Source organism: Exiguobacterium sp. s194, from assembly GCF_018618275.1.
Taxonomy (GTDB): domain Bacteria; phylum Bacillota; class Bacilli; order Exiguobacteriales; family Exiguobacteriaceae; genus Exiguobacterium; species Exiguobacterium chiriqhucha.
This window is the reverse complement of sequence record NZ_JACSLT010000019.1, coordinates 1-17842: the sequence shown is the minus strand read 5'-3', so window position 1 is coordinate 17842 and position 17842 is coordinate 1. Positions and strand designations below refer to the sequence as shown.

13 protein-coding genes and 2 pseudogenes are annotated in these 17842 nt (G+C 43.4%); 7 read left to right on the top strand and 8 right to left on the bottom strand.

Annotated elements, in window-relative coordinates; translation table 11 throughout:
* Positions 1-224 precede the first annotated feature (224 nt).
* Positions 225-548 carry a nucleoside triphosphate pyrophosphohydrolase gene (locus tag KNP85_RS15540; protein ID WP_214803929.1) on the top strand — a complete coding sequence of 108 codons (324 nt, stop codon included), beginning with the start codon at positions 225-227 and terminating at the stop codon, positions 546-548.
* A 38-nt stretch (positions 549-586) separates the two neighbouring features.
* Here KNP85_RS15540 and dptH read toward each other — a convergent pair whose 3' ends face one another.
* From dptH to dptF, 3 genes are read right to left on the bottom strand one after another with little or no spacing between them, the layout of a single operon-like run.
* Positions 587-5764 carry a DNA phosphorothioation-dependent restriction protein DptH gene (gene dptH / locus KNP85_RS15535; RefSeq protein ID WP_214803927.1) on the bottom strand — a complete coding sequence of 1726 codons (5178 nt, stop codon included), beginning with the start codon at positions 5762-5764 and terminating at the stop codon, positions 587-589.
* Positions 5745-7136 (bottom strand): DNA phosphorothioation-dependent restriction protein DptG, encoded by a 1392-nt coding sequence (dptG, locus tag KNP85_RS15530; RefSeq protein ID WP_214803925.1) that lies wholly within the window; start codon positions 7134-7136, stop codon positions 5745-5747. The genes dptH and dptG overlap by 20 nt, the downstream gene beginning before the upstream one ends.
* 1 nt (position 7137) lies before the next feature.
* Complete coding sequence (gene dptF, locus KNP85_RS15525; protein WP_214803923.1) at positions 7138-9459, bottom strand: DNA phosphorothioation-dependent restriction protein DptF; 2322 nt, start codon at positions 9457-9459, stop codon at positions 7138-7140.
* Positions 9460-9745: 286 nt separating this feature from the next.
* On the opposite strand from dptF, the gene KNP85_RS15520 reads away from it, so the two are divergent.
* The 5 genes from KNP85_RS15520 (at position 9746) to KNP85_RS15500 (ending at position 14715) form a co-directional block, all read left to right on the top strand.
* The gene (locus KNP85_RS15520; protein ID WP_353048949.1) at positions 9746-9976 is read left to right on the top strand and encodes a nucleoside triphosphate pyrophosphohydrolase; all 231 of its coding nucleotides are present in this window, start codon (positions 9746-9748) and stop codon (positions 9974-9976) included.
* Positions 9969-12326: a DEAD/DEAH box helicase family protein gene (locus KNP85_RS15515; protein WP_214803919.1), complete on the top strand. Its 2358-nt coding sequence runs from the start codon at positions 9969-9971 to the stop codon at positions 12324-12326. The genes KNP85_RS15520 and KNP85_RS15515 overlap by 8 nt, the downstream gene beginning before the upstream one ends.
* Positions 12327-12339: 13 nt before the next feature.
* A complete protein-coding gene (locus KNP85_RS15510) occupies positions 12340-12783 on the top strand; it encodes a hypothetical protein (protein WP_214803917.1) in 444 nt (147 codons plus the stop codon).
* Positions 12784-12791: 8 nt separating this feature from the next.
* Positions 12792-13049, top strand: a complete 258-nt coding sequence (locus KNP85_RS15505; RefSeq protein ID WP_131471051.1) for a hypothetical protein — start codon at positions 12792-12794, stop codon at positions 13047-13049.
* A gap of 127 nt (positions 13050-13176) precedes the next feature.
* Positions 13177-14715 (top strand): hypothetical protein, encoded by a 1539-nt coding sequence (locus tag KNP85_RS15500; protein ID WP_214803915.1) that lies wholly within the window; start codon positions 13177-13179, stop codon positions 14713-14715.
* A gap of 46 nt (positions 14716-14761) precedes the next feature.
* Here KNP85_RS15500 and KNP85_RS15495 read toward each other — a convergent pair.
* The 5 genes and pseudogenes from KNP85_RS15495 to KNP85_RS15475 form a co-directional block, all read right to left on the bottom strand.
* Positions 14762-15036: pseudogene (locus KNP85_RS15495) on the bottom strand (CPCC family cysteine-rich protein).
* Between the two features lie 77 nt (positions 15037-15113).
* Complete coding sequence (locus tag KNP85_RS15490; RefSeq protein WP_131471053.1) at positions 15114-15470, bottom strand: DUF1304 domain-containing protein; 357 nt, start codon at positions 15468-15470, stop codon at positions 15114-15116.
* A 1-nt stretch (position 15471) separates the two neighbouring features.
* The gene (locus KNP85_RS15485) at positions 15472-15765 is read right to left on the bottom strand and encodes a putative quinol monooxygenase (RefSeq protein ID WP_021066808.1); all 294 of its coding nucleotides are present in this window, start codon (positions 15763-15765) and stop codon (positions 15472-15474) included.
* 15 nt (positions 15766-15780) lie between these two features.
* Positions 15781-16419 (bottom strand): nitroreductase family protein, encoded by a 639-nt coding sequence (locus KNP85_RS15480; RefSeq protein WP_058763170.1) that lies wholly within the window; start codon positions 16417-16419, stop codon positions 15781-15783.
* A gap of 23 nt (positions 16420-16442) precedes the next feature.
* A complete protein-coding gene (locus KNP85_RS15475; RefSeq protein WP_034776750.1) occupies positions 16443-16853 on the bottom strand; it encodes a MarR family winged helix-turn-helix transcriptional regulator in 411 nt (136 codons plus the stop codon).
* A 179-nt stretch (positions 16854-17032) separates the two neighbouring features.
* On the opposite strand from KNP85_RS15475, the pseudogene KNP85_RS15470 reads away from it, so the two are divergent.
* Positions 17033-17842 (top strand): annotated as a pseudogene (locus KNP85_RS15470) (transposase); the annotation flags it as partial.

Genomic DNA, 17842 nt, shown 5'->3' with positions numbered 1-17842 from the left:
CTCACATACTAAACTTTACAGGTGACAGTTATCGTGTCACGCATGCGTTGTCGAAACACTAAAACCCAGCTGGCAAAGTTCTGTACTTTTCGTTGCATTATTGTGCACATTTGTATTGCAAAATACAGACGGACGGATTCGTCCAGTTCGAGGATGAATGGATCATCTTTCTCGACCATGTCGTGTATGTGAAGGCGTTTGAGATTGTAGAGTAGGGGGCAGCTATGGTGAAGCATAACAAGTTGGTTCGAGACCGTGTGCCTGAACTGATTCAAGCAGAGGGCAAACAGGTCATCGTCAAGCACTTGAATCAGGCCGAACATTTCGAACAAGCACGATTGAAGCTATATGAAGAATTGAAGGAATACGAAGAAGCAAACATCGATGAGGAATGCCTTGAAGAGTTGGCCGATATCCTTGAACTCGCTTATGAACTAGGGAAGATGCATGGGGCCTCGTTCGAAGAGATGAATGCGATTCGTGCTGAGAAGCGGGAGCGGAAAGGTGGGTTTGGAAAAGGATTGTTTATGGAGGAAGTCTTAGATTAATGAAAAATCACACATCCGAGAAAGGATGCGTGATTTTTTTAATTCATTGGTGGAACCTTAAGGTGATGGTGCTCTTGGTTACCCAGTTCTTCAGCATTGATTTTATATTGACCAACGGCTAAACAATGTGCTTTCTTTAGGCTTCTTAAGTCTTCAAGTGAGACTGCGCCGATACGGTTAGCAATCACTTTTAATTCACTATCAGCTGGTGCAAAGTAAATCTTCGTGGCGGCATTATCCAAAATCGCAAGTTCTTCTTTATCGAAGTTGCTGAACGATTGTGTAGCAAACCAAGCAGACCACCCGAACTTTCGACCTTCTCTTAGGATTTTCTCAGAAGGAGATCCTTTTCGGAAAGATAAGTTCTGTGCTTCATCTAGGATGACCGGCATTGGTCGGCCTTCTGAACCAGATAAAGAGTAATACCATAGATCCCAAAGAATAAATTCAGCTAATAGCTTTTTGATTTCGTCTTGGTCATATCCTTCGAGTTGAATGACCGTCACTCCGTTATTGCTGTCAAAAATCTTACTCCAATCGTTATCTGATTCATAATCGAATGGGTCCATATCAACCATTTGTGTAAGGCGGCTGATGACAGATTGGACAGTAGATTTTGAAGAACTCTCAAGGTTTTCTAGTTCTTCGATGAGTAATTCCATCCGCATGTCATCGCCATACTTTTCAATCCCGTTTTTTGTTGCCATATAGATGGCATTTTTTTGTTGGTCTCCCAATCCTCTGTATACAGATGCGAACACGGCCGCCACTCTTGTAGCGACAGAAGTAATCTTCTCCGGTTCTTTGTGCCCGCTGATTTCTTTTTCTCGTCTCTTGAACGGATTCAATGGGAACGATTCATGGTAAACGATACGTTCTGTAAGTTTAGAACCCATACGATTCACAAACGTTTCATCGAGTTGACCCAATGTATAACTGTTTGAGTAGTCAATGACTAAAGCAGATTGATTCTGTTCAACCAATTGCAAAAGGAGCGACTGGACGAAGTAGGTTTTCCCTTGCCCTGATCGTCCGCCGATCAGTAGATGTCTGTTTGATAGACGGGGATGACCATACTCCCAGTAATATTCTTTATTAAATTCGCTTCCTAGTAGCAATCTAACATCGCTTAAGCTATTTACTGCAGATTTAATGGGAAGAGTTGCTGAAGCAGTAGGTTCAGGGACCAGAATTTTTTCCTGTCCGCTTATAGAAACGTTGCTACCATTGTTTTTTGTACCACCTTCTTTATTATTCGTTTTTTCAATATGTGTAACCGGAGTCTTCGAAGACATCGCTTTATTTTCGAAAAAAGTAGTATTGGATTTGTCTTTTTGTTTAGTACTGAGTGAATCTAATGGTTCTGTCAGCACCTCGTAGCCATATTGTTCAGGTAATTCGAGAATGACTACTCCTTGATTCCTCGAACTTCGTACTGACTCTGAGTGCTTCTTGAAAGAGACGAGGACGCCGTTTCCGAATTTGGCTCGTTTCTCATCAACGATTTCAAAGTCGTCGTTCATTAATCGATCAATCAAATCAGCATCTAAGCGATAGTCCTTACTTGTCCAAATCTCATTCTCATGCATTTTTTGAGCGTTGTTAATAAAGAGTCTAACGAAGTAATTTCTTAAGAATTTTGCATCAAAAGTAGTTAAGTCAAGTAGATGGTCATTCAGACGAGTTTTCAATTCGGAAATTTGAGAAATTCCTTTTGTCACGACAGAATTGTCATTTAATCCGATTTTTACTTCTACCGGGAACAGATGGACTTTTAAATCTGATTCGTTGATTTCTAGACCAATCATCAGTAAATCATCACTACAGTTCCCTCGGCGTCCGATTGTCTTACCGGAGAACAAGCCAGCACGCTTGCTTAACTTCACGTTACCTGTTACTCGAACAACTTCCTCCATAGAGATTGGGACCCAAACTGTATTGTCTTCGTTGAACAGCAAGAGCGTCTCTTTAATGGCCGAAACGATGCTCATCTTTTCCCGTTTGTCGTGGCCTCTCCCTTGAACGGCGCGAAGTAACCATTCGCCATTGAACGTATTGAAGGCTCGAATTGTCTCTTCAATTTGATTTTGAGAAGAGGTGACGCCTTGAGAACTGATGAACTCTTGGATAACGTTAAAATATTGATCTGATTTATCGGTGACTGTGATGGCGTCATATCCGTTCGTAGATGAATACTGATCGCTGTAATGTACAATAATCAGATTGTCAGAAGAAGATTTAAAGAAATCTAATCCTACTGGCGGATCGATGAACGTCACCCAGTGCGAAGAACCATAAATTTTTTCGAGTTCATCTTTATCAGCAACATCTATATGCATCGTTAACGAGACATCTTTCATATATGAGCTATGACCACCATCTCCCATATTCGCGGTCAGTTCATTAAAGTGATGTCCAAATCGCGTCATAAGACTACGATTAGTATCAGCCCCCGCCGTACCAAATCCGACACGGTATCCAGTGTCATCGCTTTGAACAGAAGATACAGTAGTGAACAGTCCGTCTAAGTTCATACTACTGGCCAGTTCACGCATTGGTTGACGTACAATCCTTGATTCGTTCCCCATCTTATAAAACGAAATATGAGCGTAATAGACAGGAGCGTCAAGATTTAGTTTTCGATAAAAGATAGATTGCTGGAGAAGGTGCAGTACTTCATTCGTTTCGAATTCATGAATGGATAAATCAATCCCCAGTTCATCTTTAAGTTGTTCTGCTGACTCGATATCGTTTAATTTGTCAAAGGCACTCAAGCTGGAGGCATCCGGAGTATATAACGATACTTCCAAGGGTTTTATCGACTCTAGACTGCCATTCAAAGAAATCTGTTTTTTGAACCATGTAATAATGCCTTTTAAAATTTCATCATCGTTTGTTACGTTTATAACATTCACACAGAGTGGCGCAGATTTCTGAATCGAGAATAAATAATCATAGTGTTCAGTGAAATGATTCATTTTCTCTTCTACGACTTTTGCTAAGTATGAGTTGGTTTCGCCTATACTTACTCGCTCTCGTAACGTATATTCGTGCCACTCTGGTAATGGAGATTGGTCTGTCGGCTTAAGAAGCATCTCGTACATATTGTAAGCATATGGAACTGTATAACTAGCTTTCAGCTTTTTCAAGATATTTGGATCAATATCTTCAGATCCTAACGATTCATTTACTTGCCACTGATATGCGATGTTTAAAGGTGAAAATGGCGTCAGCAGCATCCCATCAATCGTTTCTAGCTGGCCTAGACGATATAAGTTTCGTTGTTGAACAGTCATCAATGACTGAGAAGGAATGTTCTCAATTTCAATCAAATAATCATTCACAAATGTATAGGCGGCTGCCTGAACTTCGTCGTCGTAAAACAATAACGAAGGAATCGTACCTTTTCTTTTAATTATATTTAGAAAAGCATCGTAACTGTTTTCAACAGTAGTAGGAATGTCTAACTGAATGCTTTCAAAAGACTCATCAGAAATTTGTTTTCCGTAACGGACATTGTTGTCTAACCAATCTTGCTCCATTTTGAAAAAGTCTCTTTCAACGGATCTCGTCGAGTAAGTACGTTGGCCGTTATGGACTGTTTTAAAGTCTAAATCAATTTTGAACGACATTTCGTCTTTGCGCTTTCTCGTCCAAATGCTTAGTCCATCTAACGGCGTAGTTTTTAACATGTCGTCCTTGATTGCAAGAGGGATTTCGACATCATTCAATAGGATAGAGAATTGAAGACGCGACTCACCTTCGTCCAATACATTGAGCGGGAGATTAATGACGTCATGTGGGTAAACCGTTAGTGCTTCAGGGGAGTCAATTACAACTTCACTAATGTCACCATTACCGTCGCCGAGCTTGATTGTATTATGACCATCTAGAATCAAGCGGATAGCTTGCTGGCTCTTCGGTGTTGTATCAATCAAATATCTCGTCTGATAAGGCAGTAAAAATTCAGGGCTCAGTGGTACTACAGCGATATTGTACAAGTATGTAGTAGATGACTGTCCTTCATGTTTATACCGGACCCTTGAAAAGGCGACTTGATTAGAATCGACCTCGACCGTTGTCACAAGGGAGTGACCTGAGCTAGTTGTGTTTTTTGCACTTTTATTGTCTAAAAATTGTTTCGATGTATGACGATCGAAAGGAAGATGGATTTGGACGTCTTTTGTATCTTCAGATGTGAAGATGAGAAGATGCCAAGTGCGTTGACCAGACTTCGATTCAGATTGAGGTCTGCGCCAAAAATGTGAGGCGGGAATCTTTGAACCGTTTACTTTAGCCATCATTTTTTCAGAGATAAATTGGATATCACGATTCGACTTGGCTTTTTCTTCCCATCCTCTCAAAATGTCATAGTCAGCTTGTTGCCAAGTGTCCTCTTTTAATTTTGACGCGCCATTATCAAATCGTTCTTCTAATTTTTCACGCGAGTTGCCTAGCGTAAAGTATCTTTCTACATCTTCAAACAGTTCATGGTTCTCAGATAAACGAGTCTCGATTTGTTTACTCATCTTTTTCCAAGAAGAAGACAAGTATTTTTGCTCATCTCTCTCTCGAATAAGAGAAGAGAGGTCTCCGTCCTGAAAATATTGTAATGAAGTGTAATCTTCTATATCCAACGTATCTTTGTGAAGCAGTCCTAATATATCAATAAAATCTAAGAATGACCCATTTGTGATTTGCGTTTGATGATTGCGACGTTTTAGATAATCTGAAATAATCATCTGTTCAGATTTTGCTAATCGACTGCTTGCCAATTGACTGTCTAAGTGTTGAATGATTTTGCTGATATGCAATGGGCGACCCTCAGAAGTTAAGTCAAGACTACCTCCACGAATGGAGTCATTCAAGTTGTCAGTCAAAACTAAGAGAGAAGTGTTCGCCCACTGACCAATCTGTTCGCTCATTTCATTTCTCAAAGTAACGAGGAAATCAATATCTGTATCGAAAGAGCTCGCCACTACTAATTTCCCGGATGAGAAATTTAATGAAGTAGTAATGTAGTCCTCATTACCAAATGGGTGCTTGTACGTGAATCTATTTGCTTCATTCAATTCTGATATGGCATCGTACATTTCTTTGACATCCTGTTTGGAAGGAAGATAGACATAATAACGGTCCGTTCTTCTCTGCTTAATTTCGCTTTCGAAGAAATCAAGCAATTGTTGCGTGATGAACTTATAAAATTGATTTGACATACTGTGCATCCCCACTATCGCTTTTCTTTTCAAGGTAGTTTAATTTATCTAGTAATCCTACAATCTCTTCTTTTGAATGGTGATCGAAGAATAAGCCTCTCGCTTCGAGTTCATGCCAAAGTTTGTTCAGCTCGATTTTTTCTTGTTTGATTGAACAAGCGATTAACGCCAAAAGTTGTTCTTGATTGACAGCAAGCAATGAACCTAATGAGCCACCGTGCTTTTTATAGAATTTTAAAACAAATGCTTCAAGCGCTGCTGGATATCGAGACTTCAATTCTTTATTTAATCCGGTAGAAATGGCTTCAGCTAAATCTCGGAAAGCCTCATCCAATGTTCTGTCTGAAGCGTAGTTAGGTGTTTCGATTGCCTTGTATTTCGAATAAAAATTGTTCATCCAATCATAAAGTGATTGGATGTACGTGTTCAAAACATCTTCGCCGCTTGACGCCAATATTTCATCGATATGATGGTAATACAGATTTTTCTTTGGTTGAAGAGCAGGTGCCTGACAGACGATATTTAATGCATGTTCATGTTTATAGAAGTCTTTCGATTGTTCTTTTAACAACTTATATCCGTTCGTATAGCTGGTTCTCCAACGTGCCCCTTTTTCCCATTCCATCAAAAAGAAGATGGGAATCATTTGTTCATGATTAAACTTGGTAAAACGATTTGTTTGAAGAACCGTTTGAGAAATCATAATAAATGTGTAATGAACCAACAAATGATTTAAGTTGTCTAAAAAGAATTTTGGATTCTGAGATAGATGAATCAAATCTTGTTTGAACTGCTCCTTTATGTTTGGAAACAGGCAAGGGTATGGGCTCATATATGAACCCTCTTTGGCAAATTGAGTGCTGCGGAAGATTTGAGTTAACAAGTCATCGCTGTCATCGTCAGTAAAAAGTGGTGAAAGTTCGTCTTCATTCCCTTCAATGAGGGCACCATACACATAGTTGATGAAATCAACTTGTCCAGTTCTTTCTTTATGTTCGCTTAACATTAAAAGTGGCAATTGCGAAAGTCTCGAAACGTCTGTCTCTTCTACTTTTCGTTGTTGACTCTGCAAGAAATGCTGAAACCATTCATAAGTTTCAGTCGAGTCAAATTTACCGATGGACAGGATATGGCTCATGTCCAACTTGTCTTTTTCAGGAATAATCGAATCATTAGAAAGAAGTCTTGCAAGACCTCCTGTTATTGGCCAAAAACCATTTTCGAATTTTGATCGTTCAGGTTCACGAGTAGGTAAGGGTAAAACATACGTATCTTTACGTCGAGCGTATCGATAACCTTTATTCTGAACGAAGAATGATTCAAGTCTTGACCAGTCGAGTGAATAGTCATTTAAATGTTTTGCGTTCGTCATGTCACTGTTTCACCTTTCTTACTTCGAACTTTGATTTACTGAATTTTGGTTTTGTCAGTTCGACCATAGATCCGTCATGAGTTGATACTAATAAAATTGATTTTGATTTATCCGTGTAACGAATTAGTTCTTCATAAAAATCGACAAATTGGACTGCATCTCGCAAGTCGTTTCGATTTGGTCGATATCCATCTTTAATTTTCACTAACAGAATGTAAAGTTTATAGTCCAAGTCAAACAAAATCTCTTTACTGCTTACTTCAAAACCGATTCGTATGAATGGACTGAAACGATAAAAATCAGACTCTTTATTTTCAGAACTTGCAAATAGACGTTCGTCTACAATTTCCTCAGCTTGAAACGGATAGGCCACTCTATATTCATTATTCGTTCCATCAATATATAAATAATTTTCTCGAGGCGAACCACGCCATAAATACATAACTTCTCGAATCAGTTCGAACAGATCCTCGATATTCTCTCCATCTCCTACGTAGTATGCATTTAGATAGTTTAAAAAATCTATATAAGGTTTATCGATTTCTTGTGGATTCAAGAGCGAATAGCTTCGAATGAGAAGTGAACCAAGCGCGTTCATTGATTCTACGTTTTCAGGTGAATGATGGATAAATTGATAGACATCCGCCATATCCCCTAAAGCATCCTTTGCAATATCTTGAGGCTGTTGCGCTAATATGTATTTCGTAATCAATTGATCGAAAAAGTTGATTCGGAACGAAACAGGATCAATTCGGTGTAAGGCGTTCAATATATTTGATCGGTCCGGATGTCCAAAAATAAGATTCGGCAGTGCTGCATTCGGATTATCTGATTCAAAAGTCAATGTTGACGGGACGAGGATATCAAAAATGAAGTTGTAGAATGCTCGGGTCGATATAATTAGTTTTTCTTTTACCATTGTTTGGATGACAATGTTTTCTACCGATTTCCTGACCGCTGGATTGGATAGGAAATCATAGTTATCATGAATGATTGATCGAGTACCTTGTTTGATATCATCACGATAAGCAGAATAAAAAGGGTTGTCACTCGACGGAGAAACCACTTTTTCTAAAATATTTGAGAAGAACACGGACTGTGCACCATCTGTCCCCAAGCTATACGTCTGGTATCCGGCTATATTCAATAAGTGAAGTGACTTACTCGAAAAAACGATACGTTCCCCATTTCCGAAAATGTCAGAATCATCAATAAAAGTTCTGAATGAATCATATCGATTTTCGGAAGCGGCAAAACTATAAAAATTGTGGAGCACCCCAAGGTTAATAGCAATCAATAAATGTTTAGTTTCTGACTCCTGATTGTAAAAAGAAGCAAGAACACTATCTAATGTTTCGATTGAGTTTTTTGAGGGATCAAACGACTCAGTGGAATCGTTGTGAATTCTAAAATCTTTGACTAAGTGAGGGTGTTTTTCTTTGAGAAAGGCGAGCAAATGACTCTTCCCGTCTCCGACACTTCCGCTCAGAAAAATTAGTTGTGGTACAGATTCGTTGCTAACTTTTTCTAATGTTTCAATTAGAGAATGTTGAATTGGTCGATCGATGTGCATGTACTCTCGAAACTCTCCAAAACTATCAGCGTTGACGACTGATTCTTTCGAAGAAGATTGGAGCATTCGCAGTTTATCGAGTAACTTGCTATTTGTGTTTTCACGATTAATATTTAAAGAATCAATACTACTTTCGGTCAGCATTTCTGTTTCACTCGAGTACGCCTCGTTATCAAGTGGCTTTTCTAACTCGACAACATTTTCTGCATTAACAATCTCAAAAGATGGTTCTTGGATTTCTTCAGTCAGTGAATCTGGAAGTACTGTGAGTACTTCTGTGTTCTCTTCTACGTAATTTATCGGAGTTTCTTCTTGCTTAAGGTCCTGCGATTGTGTAGATGTATTCGTTTCATTTAAATATACTTCAGTTAAATGAATCAATTTTTCAAAAGCCTCTAGTGTCTCAATTTTTAAAAGATTGCGTTTTGTGTATAAATTGCTTAGTTCTATGTAACGGTGAGCCCATCTTAACTCTTTCATAGATGCATTCAGCTCCACTTTTAGTTTGTGCCAACCAAGTTTTATGACGTGGCGCTCAAAATATCGTTCGGATAATGCCGGACGTTTAGTGTCTTTTGCGAGTGCATACATGCGTTTCAGAGTGAGGGACTGGAAAATGCCGTCTAAGTAAACCATGGCTTCTGTAGGAGAATCGGCCATCCACTTATTAAATTCTTCATAAGTAAATTTCGTATCTTCTTCAGGGACTAGATTTGTAACTAAAAAAGACCAGATTTTTTGGGTGTCCATTGTTAATTCCCTTCCTGCATTGAAATGATATTTTACAAACATTGTAACAAACTATAGAATCATAAGCATTGATTCTGAATAATCTCTTTATGACCGAGTAAAATAATTTATATGGAAAAAGGATGATAATGCTTTTTTTCTTTTTGTTATGTAAAATAAAGGATAAATACATATAAATGGGGGACTGGCTATGATGTACAACAAGTTGGTAAGGGATAAGATTCCTGAAATCGTTGAGCAGTCTGGGAAAATGGCAATACATAAAATACTATCTAATGAAGAGCATATGAAGTATGCAACTCATAAACTTTACGAAGAAATCAAAGAGTATGAAGAGACGAACATCGACGAAGAATCACTCGAAGAACTTGCTGACATTTTGGAACTTGTCTATACGCTCGGTAAGATGCATGGTGCGAGCTTCGAAGAGTTGAATCGCATTCGTGAGGAGAAACGAGAGAAGCGGGGCGGATTTGAGAAAGGTCTCTACTTGGAAGAGGTTCTTGATTATGAGTGAGTTACGTCTGCACACGAGTCATTTACGAATTCCATTACAACACCAAATCAACGCGGCGACTGAAATTTATATGGTCGTCGCGTTTGCGCAAGTATCGGGTGTTCAAGAACTTGCCGCTTCACTTCAACAAGCAGTCAATCGAGGTGCCCAAGTCCGTATTCTGATTGGAGACTACCTCTATTTGACGAATCCAGAAGCGCTTGAAATGTTAATGAACATTCAAGGAGTGGAGCTACGGCTCTATCGATCGAAAGGCCAGTCATTCCACCCGAAGGCGTATTTATTCCGTACCCAAGATGGAGGGACGTTCTTTGTCGGCTCGTCCAATCTGTCGCATAGTGCCTTAAATCGAGGTGTCGAGTGGAACGTCGAGATACCGGCGAGCATCTCGGAAGACGTGTTCGAACAGTCCGTCGACGCGTTTCATGAGCTGTTCTATAGTGATTACGCCCAAATCATGAACACCATCTCATTACAGCCTTATCGGGAAGAGTATACGGCCCGACAAGATCGAATGAAGGAAGCCGAGCAAGTTGCAGAATCAACTCCGGTCTATATCGAGGACGACACAATCACGCCGAACACCGTACAAGACGCTGCATTGAAGGCGTTACGCGAGACGATGGACGAAGGCAGACGCAAAGCGATGCTCGTTCTCGCTACAGGACTCGGGAAGACGTACTTGAGCGCCTTCTTCGCCCGTCAGTTCAAGCGGGTGCTCTTTATCGCGCATCAGAAAGAAATCTTGCTCCAAGCGGAAGCTTCATACAAGAAAGTATCTAGTGAATGGAAGACAGGGTTGTTACTGGGTGGTGATTCGAGAGATGAGCAGTCAGCCGACGTGCTCTTCGCATCGATTCAAACGTTGGCATCGAAACATCGGATGCAACAGTTCACGCCAGACCAGTTCGATTTGATTGTCGTAGACGAATTCCACCATTCGGCTGCGCCATCCTATCGGCGTGTCCTTGATTACTTCGAGCCGAAATTCTTGCTCGGATTGACGGCGACGCCGGATCGGTTGGACGGGGGAGACGTCTATGCTTTATGTGATGACAACGTTGCGTATCAGATGCACTTCACCGAAGCGATTGAAGAGTCGTATTTGACACCATTCCATTACGTTGGGATTTATGATGAGATTGACTATTCGCAGATTCGACTGATCAACGGTCGTCGCTATGATCAGGACGAACTGTTGGCGGAGCAGTTGAAGGAAAGTGTCGCTCAAAAAATCTTTGATGCCTGGCGGATGCATCACCAGACGCGAGCGCTCGGGTTCTGTTCATCAGTTACACAGGCTGAGTACTTGGCCGACTATTTCCGCCTGCAAGGTGTGCAGGCTATCGCGTTACATAGCCAGACCGAATATGATCGTGCTGATGTGATGCGTCAATTGAAGCAAGGACATCTCGATATCATATTCGCGGTAAACCTATTTAATGAAGGTGTCGATATTCCGGAAATCGATACGCTATTGTTCTGCCGCCCGACTGAATCGTTGACGGTCTTCACGCAACAGATCGGCCGTGGATTACGTCTATTGAGCGGGAAGACGCACTGCACCATCATCGATTTGATTGGGAACTATAAGAACATCGATAAGAAGTTGGCGCTGTTGACGACGAAACGACAGCCGATTGTCAAAGCACTTCCAACAGATGTGGATTTGCCAGGCGAATGTACCATCGAATTCGATTTGCACGCCATCGATTTATTGAAGCGAATGGTCACCCGTTCTTCGACACGGCGACAACAGTTGGAGCGTAACTACTTCATGGTGAAAGAAGAACTCGGAAGACGTCCGAGTTACCTAGAGTTAATCCAGCGAGGTGAATACTCGATAGATGCCTATCGTTCTGAATGGAAGAAGGACGGAGGGTTTTGCGGGTTCCTCAATCGGGTGGGGGAGCTGGATGACGAAGAAAGTCACCTGTTTGAAGAGGTGAAGTCGCTGTTGCTTGAAGTAGAATACACAGACATGACGAAGAGCTATAAGATGATTGTGTTATCCATCATGTTAAGTCGTGGGGTCGCGGGATGGCTTCAACCACTCTCAGCGAGCGAGGCGGCTCGTCCATTCTATGAGTTCATCAATGCATTCCCATATCGTCAACAAATTGACGGACAGACGAAAGACTTCCAATCACCGTTCCATCAACGAAAGATTGAAAGGTTACTCTTACGGATGCCGTTTGATAAAATAGCTAAAGGACCGTTCTATGTGTCAGAGGAAGCATTACATATCGAGCAGAATGAAGCGTTTGTTCATCCTTTGGTTTACGAGTGGGTCAGTCAAATCGTTGAAGTGCGGCTACATCACTACTTCAGTCGTAAGGCTTCAGAATGAGGGTGGCGTAATTATGGAAGATCAGCTTAAGCGGTTAATTCAGTATATAGATGAGTTCGATAGACAGGGACCTTACAAAATGAACGTACTGAAAATAATGTTAGGGCGAGGTTCTCAAGATTGGTATGCGCCAATTTCGATAACTGAACTCGCAAAACCTTATTATGATTTAGTGAACGAGCAACTCCGTTCTTATACCCTAAAAAATATGAATGCGGACTTTACAACGAACTTCTCACAAGCAAAAATGGAACGGCATTTAAGAACAATGCCATTAAAATTTCTATCAACGACTTCTACTAGAGTAAGCAATATTTCTCCACCCTTTGAATTAATTGATGATATGTTTTATGTGAGGGAAGAGTACCGTATTGAAGGTCAAGTTGCTCATGATAGAATCATTAAAGCAGTGGAACAAAAGTTTGAAGAGTACTTAGAAGTATTTAGTGAAAGGTGAGGGATAATTTGAAACGCGCACTACTTCGCAAAATCCAATTTGCCCTCCAGCATCATGGCGGGACGGCGTCATTGAAAGAAATTAACGAATACATCGAGCGGTCATACTACCAACTTGAGCTCGATCGGTATAAAGATTGGAAAGCTCACGTCAATAAACAGATTCGGGCCCATTCGAGCGATTCGGCCAGCTTCGCGGGGAAAGAGGACTTGTTCTATTCCACGGGAAATAAGGGCATCTGGGGTCTTCGCCAACCGAATAAGTAACCGAAAGCGGAACCATTTCAGTTGGTTCCGCTTTCAATGTTTACAATCCGTCACACCCCCTTGTCACAGAATGTTCAATCCTGTAAACTTCGAAACAGTGTGAAAAAAATGTATAAGGGGTTTATCCATGGAAATCGTTCAGCAATTATCGCAAGTACAATTACTCAACCAATTCTGGTTGCTCATGGCCTTCGTCATCCCGATGGTCATTTTATCGCGGATGGTCGTGGCCGGGTCACGGTTCTCGCCAATCCTCGTCATCGTCATCTTCGGTCTCGGACTTGGCTTCGCCATGGTCGAGATGGGCATCGCGACACCGGGTCTCCCTGAATTCCCGCTCGTCGACTTTATGTCACGGACGACGATCATCGCGCTCGTCGTATCGTTCTTCGTCGGTGGACAAGAGCTCCGCAAGATTTTAAGCAAGCAAGAGCTCGATATGAAAGACATCGTCGTGCCATCGAAAGAAGAGATGTTCCTCGGGACAGGACGGACACAGTTCATCTTTATCCTCCGTTCATTCTTCTTGCTCGTCGGTCTCGAAGGGTTCTTCCGCATGATGATTCAACCGGGCGCGGCAGAGGGCATCATGCTCTACTACCCAATCCTCGCGTTGATCGGTCTCGCGGCATCGTTCCTCTTGATCGACCACAAGGCTCACATCGACGATAAGAAGGTATACATGCGTAAAGGCGTTATCGAGACAGTCTTGATGCTCGTCATCTTGTTCGTGTCGTACGGCATCGCCGTAGCGGTTCAACCGATTATCGCGCTTCCGCAAATCTTCTTTGCCATGTTGCTTTCGTCAGCACTCGGTGCCATCTTCCACAACTGGACGTATGGACCGACCGTCCGTGCGCTTCTGTTCGCCGGGATCCCGGTCGTCTTGGCAGCCAACTTCATGGTCGGTGGTTCACGAATCGGTGATGCGTTCGCCATCGAAGGCATGAACTCGATTCTCGTGTACGGTTTCTTCGGTCAGTTGTTCTGGATGTTCGGTGGGATTGCGCTCCTCATGTGGTTCGCCCGCACAGGACACATCCGCAACCTCGCACCAGGTATGGCCGGCTCGCTCTCGCACAGTGGTCTCACAGGCGCATGTACGGCCGGTGACTTCGGTCAAGTGGCAGCCAAACGTGCCCCGATCATGATCAACATCCCGTTTTTCGGTCACATCTTCGTGTTCTCGATTTTGGCAGTCAGTGCCGATAACGGGGCGCTCTGGATTTGGCCGACGGCGATCATCGTCTTGGTCGGTCTCACGTTGACTGCGCTCTCGCTTAGAAACTTGCGCGGTGCCAACGGAGAAGACTTCAAAGAAGTGAAGGCGCTCATGCAGTTCTCGTTCGGTTGGCAGATGATGGCGGTCTTCGGTGGACTCGTCATCCTCAGCTTCAGCACGATCGCGTTCGACTACACGACGATGGCTCAATCGTCAGCCATCTCGCACTTTGGTCTCTTCGCAGCCGTCCAAGGCGGCATGTTCGGGACAGAAGCGTCGCTTCTCATCCCGCTCATCTTCTCGATGCCGTTCCTCGTCCACCCAATCGTGTTCTACATGTTCGGGAAGGCGCTCGATAATAACGGTGAAATGCCACGCGTACCGGTTTACGCGATGGCGCTCATCGGTGTCGTCGGAGTCTCGTTCGCGATTCTCGGTGTATAAACAAAACAGCTGCTTCTACCAATGCGTAGAAGCGGTTTTTGTATGCCTATTTTTTTGTTAACGGTCGCCACTTCGGGTCTTTGATCTCGTGCTCGTTCGGAGTCCGGACAAATTTGAGCGAACCTCGATCGCATGCGCCAAAATGAATGTAGTTCTGTTGCGCTTGCCTGAGCGACACCCTATTGGCACCACCCTCATAATCTGGATCGCTGAACTGGACGCCGTCGTCTTCCCAAAAACAGATGTCGCAAATGTCATACGTGCCGGGTGGGTCTTCGTTAAGTGTTTGATAGCCGCGCAACAAGGACATGTGTATGTCATCGAATATCACCTCACTTTTCAGTATAGCGCACGCCGCGTACAAAAAAACGGCCGACACGAAGTCGACCGCTTTCAGCTCACCACAACATGGACAATAGCGTCAAAATCGCCAATCCGCCTTGCGTGAGGATGATTTTTTTATTGCTCGTCATACTGCCATACAACGCGACAAGCACGATATAGATGAGGAGCATCGTGACAATCTCGATTGACTGGCTGACGAACAGACCGTACAGCAAGCCGACGCCGATCAATCCGTTATAGACACCTTGATTCTTGAACAGCACCGACACGGAATCACGCGCGAGCTCTTGTTCCGTCATGTTGAAGACACGGGCCGTCGTTTTTGAACGAGTGGCGAACGTCTCTAAATACAGGATGTAGAAGAACTCGAGTGCGACGAGCGTTCCGAGGACGAGGGTGAGTCCGGACATGTTAGTTGGCCGTCGCGACTTCCGTCACATGGAGCACCGGCTTCGCCGTCACGTAATTGCCTACGTTTTGGGCGAACGCGATGAGGTCCGGGTTTTGGTTGTGTTGCTCGACAGCCGCTTGGTCGGCCCAGTTCTCGATCATGACGAAGCGGTTCTCTGAAGTCGTCGATTGGAACAGCTCATAGCTCAAGCAACCGGCTTCTTGTTTCGACGAGTCGATGAGCTTGTTGATGTCTGCCAAGAAGTTGTCAAATTCCGTTTCTTTCACGTCGAAAATAGCATTGATTAAGATCATGTGGGTGTCCTCCGATTATTTGAATGATGTGATTTTTTCAGCATCGAGACGTACCGATTGGTAGCCTTCTTCTGCAGCTTTACCGACCGAGAGGATCATCACCGGCACGTAACGGTCTTTATCTAAACCGAACGCTTCCGCGAGTTGGTCTTTCTCGAAACCGCCGATTGGGTTCGTGTCGTAACCGTGAGCACGAGCGACGAGCATGAATTGCATAGCAGCGAGACTCGAGTCGATTTTGACGATATCGTTCATCTCTTGTGTCGACAAGTTCTTGTAGTACGGAAGAATGGCGCCGAGCTGTTGGTCGCGTACTTCTTGTGGCATTTTGCCTTCTGCGACAGCTTGATCATAAATCTCTTCACCGAGCTCGTAGCATTCCATGTCGCCGAAGATGAGGACCATCGCAGCCGACGTGTCGTTTTGACGGACGTTGAAGCGGATAAGCGGCTTGAGCGTCTCTTTCGCCTCTGGGCTCTCGACGACTACGAAACGCCACGGTTGCATGTTGACTGAAGAAGGAGCCGTTGTCGCTTCCTCGATCATTTGAAGCATTTCAAGTTGTGAGATTTTAACGTTCTCGTCGTAGACGCGGATCGATTTACGACCGAGCATCACGTCAGTGAATGTGTTGTTTTCGAATGTAGTTGCCATGGATATTACCTCTTTCTCTCTTGTTATAGTTGGTTAAGCTTTTGCAGCAGACTCGACAGCTGATTGATCTCTGACTCGGACAGCACTTTCGTGATTAAGTGTTTGCCGCGGTCGTGGTCTTGTTCACAACTCGTCAAGTCATGCTTGGCTTCGTCGGTCAAATGGACGAACACTTCACGATGGTTCGCGGTGTTCCGTTCTCGTCGGACGTAGCCTTTTTCTTCAAGGATCTTCAAATGGCGGGTGATGGCCGCATTGTCGATTTTCATCGCCTGCTGAATTTCGCTTTGCGAACAGACGCCCTTGTCATGCACAATCATGAGCATCTCATAGCGGGTCAGGCTGAAGCCCGTCTCTTTCTCGAACGAGGTTGCGACGCGTTGGTCCGCCAGTTTGATTTGGTACAGCAGTCGGCTGATATCTCGTAATTCCATCTGTGGTGTCTCACCCCTCTCATTTGATAAGTCAATTGTTGACTCGTCAAATGTAAAATATTCACGACGTGCTGTAAAGGAGAATGCTCACAAAAAAACCATCCGCTTTTTGATATGCTCCCCAATAGGTAGACAGATGAAATAACAAATCTGTTTATCTGATTGGGGAGTGTTTTTTTATGGCGAGAAGTCGGCATTCGATCGAACAAAAACTGAGCGCGCTGCGCATGATGAATGAAGAAAAATATACTTGGAAGGAAATCATGGAGGCCCATCACGTCTCTAAGCATACCCTTCGGGTATGGAAAGTGAAATTCGATACCGGTGGGATCGATGCGTTGAAGGAATCGAAGACATGGAGACCTTACACCAAGGAACAGAAGATTGAGGCCGTCCGCGACTATCTCGATGGGATCACTACTATGGAAGTTCTCTCCAAACATCAGATCAGTGATTGGTCTGTTCTTCGAAGATGGGTTAAGAAGTATACTAGTCATAGCGAGTTAACAGATTCGAGGAAAGGGATGGATCGAGCTATGACAAAAGGAAGAAAAACTACATTCGAAGAGCGCTTTGAAATCGTGAAATACTGTTTGGAGAATGGACGCAACTACCAACAGACCGTGGAAAAATTTCAGGTGTCCTATGCCCAGGTCTATGGCTGGGTCAAGAAGTATGACACGAACGGGGCAGAAGCGCTCCTAGACCGCCGTGGGCGTACGAAGCCAGAGGACGAACTAAGTGAAGAAGAGAAGCTGAAACGCCGTATCCGGCAAATGGAGCTTGAGAACGAACTTCTTCGTGCAGACAACCTGTACCTAAAAAAGTTAGAGGAGATCGAGAGGAGGTCGTGATCAGCCAGGTACGGCTACAGCAAAGATACACCGCCATCAAAGAACTATACGAAGAGGAGGCCATTTCGATCGTCCTCCTCTGTCGGGTCGCTGGCATCTCACGGGCGGCCTATTACAAATGGTTGAATCGCACCA